Consider the following 4,678-nt stretch of genomic DNA (forward strand, 5'->3'; position numbering starts at 1 on the left):
TACAAGACCGAGGCCTTCTCGCTGTTCGAGAAGCTGCTGGGGGATCTCCGCACCAACACCACCCGCTGGCTGATGACGGTCGAGATCGCCTATGCCGAGCCGGAAATGCCGCACCAGTCGCTGGAAGGCCTGCAGGAGGTCCACCTCGACCCGCTGACCGGCGAGAACGCGGCCACGGCCGGCGCGATTCCCGACGGCCTCTCGCCCGAGCAACGCCAGGCCCTGCCGGTCTCGGCCCTGCCGGAGGACTGGGAACGCACCAACCGGAACGCCCCCTGCCCCTGCGGCTCGGGCAAGAAGTTCAAGCAGTGCCACGGGTCGCTGGTCTGAGGCTTGAGCTGAACTGAAGACAAAGACGCCCGCCCGGGGAGACCTGGGCGGGCGTTTTTGTCTTCCCCTCTCCCCTTGCGGGAGAGGGTGGCCGCCGGCGGCGGTCGGGTGAGGGGTCGCGCAGTCCGAAAAACCCCTCATCCGGCGCTTCGCGCCACCTTCTCCCGCAAGGGGAGAAGGACAACGATCGCCGCTCCGACCAGCAGCGCCGCCGCGCTGATCGCCGACGGTCCTAGCCCCCGCGCCGGATTCGCGCCGGCCAGCGCGCCGAAGATCGCCACGCCCGCCGCGCCGCCCACCTGGCGGCAAGCGTTCAGCGCGCCAGAAGCCGCTCCGGCGTCGTGGCGGTCGACGCTGGCCAGCAGGCCGCTGGTCAGGGCCGGGATCGCCAGGCCCATGCCGCCCGGGATCAGAGCGAAACCAGACAGCATCTCGAGAAGGCCGCTCCCCGCGTCCAGCCGCGCCGTCAGCGCATAGCCGCACGCCGCGATCAGCAAGCCGCCGGTCGTCACCATCCTCGCTCCGAAACGCGTGACAAGGCCCCCGCTCAGCAGGTTTGAGACGATGAAGGTCGCGGTCAGAGGGAGGAACGCCAGACCCGTCTTGCTCGGGGGCCAATGCAACGCGCGCAGCATGTAGAGACCCAGCACGAAGATCAGGCCGTAATAGGTGAAGTTCAGCGATGAGCCGACCACCAGCGCGGTCCAGGCCGGCCGCTGACGAAAGACATTCAGCGGCATGGCCGGGTGCGGCGCGCGACGCTCGAACAGCACGAAGCCCAGGGCCAGGGCGAGGCCGGCGACCAGGGCCGCCAGGGGCGCGCCGCTCCAGCCGCGATGGCCGCCCTCGATCAGTCCGCCGACCAGCAGGGACACGGCGGCGACCGCCAGCGCCTGGCCTGGAAGGTCCAGCGTAACCCTCGGCTTGGCCGGCGTGGCCGGCGCGACCGCCAAGGTCAGGACCGCGCCGAGCAGGCAGACCGGCAGATTGACGAAGAACACCCAGCGCCAGCCGACGGTCTCGACCACCAGGCCGCCCAGAACCGGCCCGGCGGCGATCGACACCCCGCCGGCGGCGGTCCACCAGCCTACGGCCGCGGCGCGCCGCCGGGCGTCGCCGTCCGCCGCGTGGGCGATCAGGGCCAGGGAGGGCGGGATCAACAGCGCTCCCGTAGCGCCCTGCGCCGCTCGCGCCGCGATCAGCGCCAGAGGATCGCTCGCGAGCCCGCAGGCGGCGGAGGTCAGGCCGAACAGCACAAGGCCGGCCACGAAGGCGCGGCGCGGCCCGCCCCGGTCCCCGATCGCTCCGGCCGACAGCAGCATCGCCGCCAAGGCCAGCACATAGGCGTCGACCACCCACTGCAGCTGGGCGGTCGAGGCTCCGAAGGTGTGTCCGATCGCATCCAGCGCCACATTGACGATCGTCACGTCCAGTTGGGTGACGAAAAAGCCGAAGCTGGCGGCGGCGGTGATCCAGGGGAGACGGGAGGGCGCGGTGCTCATGCCCCGCCTTTGCCCGGACGCGGCGAGGCGATGTTACACGCGCTGATGAACCATTCCGCTTCGATCGGGTCTAGGATGGCGACATGGACGCCAACATCGCCACCCCCGCCGCCCTGATCGGCGACCCGACCCGCGCGGCGATGCTGCAGGCGCTGCAGGACGGCCGCGCCCAACCGGCCAGCGCCCTCGCCTGGGCCGCCGGCGTCACCGCCCAGGCGGCCAGCAACCATCTGACCAAGCTGGTCGATGGCGGGCTGCTGGCCGTCGAGCGCGAGGGACGCCATCGGTATTACCGGCTGGCCTCGGCCGAGGTCGCCCACGCCCTTGAGGCCCTATCCATCTTGGCCACGCTGGTGCGATCCCTGGAAACGCCCCGCTCGCCCAAGGCCCGGGCCTTGCGCGACGCCCGCTGTTGCTACGGCCATCTAGCCGGCCGCCTGGGCGTTCGCGTCTGCGAGGCTCTGGTCGCCCGCGACCTGCTCCGTCCCGGCGCGGACAAGCTGTATGAGGTCACGCTGGAAGGGCGGCGCTGGTTCGAAGACCTGGGCGTCTCGATCGACGCCCTGCGCTCGCCACGAGGCGTGGCCCGCCAGTGCCTGGACTGGACCGAGCGCCGGCATCACCTTGCCGGTCCGCTGGGCGTCAAGCTGCTGGCGGCGATGACCGCGCGCGAGTGGCTGGTCCTGGAGGCGAAGGGACGGGCGGTGCGGCTGACGCCGGACGGCGCCCAGGCGTTGCAAGCGCTGCTAGGGATCAGCCTGGAGGATGAGGGACGTGTGGCGGCCTAGCGCGCTCCCCTAAGGCCTCAACACCACGCCCACGTCCGGCGCGGTCCCGCCGTCGACCTGTTCCAGATAGGCCGCGCGGATCGCCTCGGCGCCCCGCCCCTCCTTCACCGTCAGCCACCGCGCCGCGTCGGCCACGAACGGCGTCCAGGCCGCGCCGTAGCGTTGCTCGAACTCGCCGCCGGCCCAGTCCTGGCGACGCTTGGCGATGCGGTCGGGGGCGAAGAAGAAGGCCGGCGTCGGGCCCGGCAACTCCGCTTGGACGCGCGGGACCTCCCAGTGGGTGCCGCCGACCAGGATCGAGGCCGCCAGATCGTCACCGAACCGGCGGTGAACCGCGCCCAGCACCTGGCTGTCGCCGGCGAAGTCGACGAACACGGCCGGCGTCGCGATCGGCGCGGTCGCGATCTCGTCGTAGAGGACGACCTGGTCATAGAAGCCCAGCCCCTCGACGAAGGCCTTGTTGCGAGGCGAGGTCAGGCCGACGACCTTGACCGCGCCGCGTCGCTTCAAGAGGGCCGCCAGGGCGATGGCGGTCTTGGACGAGGCGCTGGACAGCACCACGCTCTGGGCGCCGTGGAAGCCCGCCTCCTCCAGCTGGTCCTCGATCAGGAACGAGGTCATGAACAGCGGCTGCAGCAGGGCGCGATAGGCCTCCAGCGGCTCCTCGTCGCCGACCGCGGCGTACTGGTTGTAGATCACGGCCATCGGCTGGCGATGCGGCGCGGCGTCGAGGAAGCCGCTCTTGCCGGCCCTGGCCTGCACGGTCAGGTGGGTCGACATCGGCCAGTAGCCATAGAACCGCTGGCCCACGGCGATCTCGGGATGGCGGCTTTCCTCGACCCGCGCGTGACCCCAGACCGGCACCCGACCAAAGCCCTCGGGCGCGGGGAAGAAGTTCCAGTACTGCATCATCTCGCCGAACACGGCGTAGGTGATGTTGTTGGCGGTCAGGGCGAAGCTCTCGATGGCCAGACGCACCTCGCCGTCGGCCAGCGGGCCCGGAGCGGCCTCGCGGATCTCGGTGCGACGCAGGTCGTCCTTGGCGACCAGCAGGTCCCAGCCCATGGCGGTTTCTCCCTCTGTTTGGACGGAAGCTAGGCGGAGGGCCGGCGACAAGTCAAACGGGCGTTTCAGTTGTCATACCCTACCTCGTCATCCCGGCCGCAGCGAAGCGGAGAGCCGGGACCCAGGGGCCGCCGCACCGCCACTAGCCCTGGGTCCCGGGTCGGCTTCGCCGCCCGGGATGACGAGCTGTTTTTGAAGCTCCAGCATTGTCATCGGGACAATGTTTCGATTGCTCCGAGGCGACCGACGGCGCAATCCAAGCCACACCCCCGCCCACGGAGCGCCCATGTCCCACGCGTCCCTGCCCTTGCGCCACTTCCTGCTGGCCCTGGCCGTGGTGGCGGTCTGGGGCACGAACTTCGTGGTCATCCGCGTGGGTCTGGACCACCTGCCGCCGCTGCTGTTCGCCACCTTGCGCTTCACCCTGGTGCTGTTGCCGATGGCGTTCTTCGTCAAGCGACCGCCGATCTCGTGGAAGAACCTCGCCGCCTATGGCGTGCTGATCGGCGCGGGGCAGTTTGGCCTGCTGTTCGTGGCCATGAAGGGCCACATCTCGCCGGGCTTGGCCTCGCTGGTCGTGCAGACCCAGGTGTTCTTCACGATCGGCATGGCGATGCGGATCAACCGCGAGCCGATCAAGGCCTTCCAGATCGCCGCCCTCTTGCTGGCCGCGTCCGGCATCGTGCTGATCGCCGCGCACGGCGGCGGCTCGGCGACGCCCCTGGGCGTGCTGCTGGTGCTGCTGGCCGCCGCCAGCTGGTCGGGCGGCAACATGGTCGCGCGCCAGGCCGGGACGGTGAACATGCTGGCTTATGTGGTCTGGGCGAGCCTGTTCTCGATCCCGCCGCTGTTCGCCATGTCCCTGTGGCTGGAAGGCTGGCCGGCCATCGTCAAGGGCGTGACCCACGCCGACGCCCTGACCTGGGCCGCCGTCGCCTGGCAGGCCGTGGGCAACACCATGTTCGGCTACGCCGCCTGGGGCTGGCTGCTGGC

The 4,678-nt window shown here is 70.6% G+C and carries 5 protein-coding genes; 3 read left to right on the forward strand and 2 right to left on the reverse strand.

What is annotated here, in order from left to right; genetic code table 11:
• Positions 1 to 330 (forward strand): SEC-C metal-binding domain-containing protein (locus Q0379_RS17390; protein WP_299014385.1); only part of this gene is annotated, 330 nt, incomplete at its 5' end.
• Between the two features lie 137 nt (positions 331 to 467).
• On the opposite strand, the gene Q0379_RS17395 is transcribed toward Q0379_RS17390, so the two are convergent.
• Complete coding sequence (locus Q0379_RS17395) at positions 468 to 1,832, reverse strand: MFS transporter (protein ID WP_299014388.1); 1,365 nt, start codon at positions 1,830 to 1,832, stop codon at positions 468 to 470.
• Positions 1,833 to 1,915: 83 nt separating this feature from the next.
• Here Q0379_RS17395 and Q0379_RS17400 point away from each other — a divergent pair, with 83 nt between their 5' ends.
• The gene (locus tag Q0379_RS17400; protein ID WP_299014391.1) at positions 1,916 to 2,620 is read left to right on the forward strand and encodes a winged helix-turn-helix domain-containing protein; all 705 of its coding nucleotides are present in this window, start codon (positions 1,916 to 1,918) and stop codon (positions 2,618 to 2,620) included.
• A gap of 9 nt (positions 2,621 to 2,629) precedes the next feature.
• Here Q0379_RS17400 and Q0379_RS17405 read toward each other — a convergent pair whose 3' ends face one another.
• Positions 2,630 to 3,685 carry a DUF2855 family protein gene (locus Q0379_RS17405; RefSeq protein ID WP_299014394.1) on the reverse strand — a complete coding sequence of 352 codons (1,056 nt, stop codon included), beginning with the start codon at positions 3,683 to 3,685 and terminating at the stop codon, positions 2,630 to 2,632.
• A gap of 286 nt (positions 3,686 to 3,971) precedes the next feature.
• Here Q0379_RS17405 and Q0379_RS17410 point away from each other — a divergent pair.
• The coding region (locus Q0379_RS17410; protein WP_299014396.1) for an EamA family transporter at positions 3,972 to 4,678 on the forward strand (707 nt) is incomplete at its 3' end.

The organism is uncultured Caulobacter sp. (assembly GCF_937900395.1).
Classification (GTDB): Bacteria; Pseudomonadota; Alphaproteobacteria; order Caulobacterales; family Caulobacteraceae; genus Caulobacter.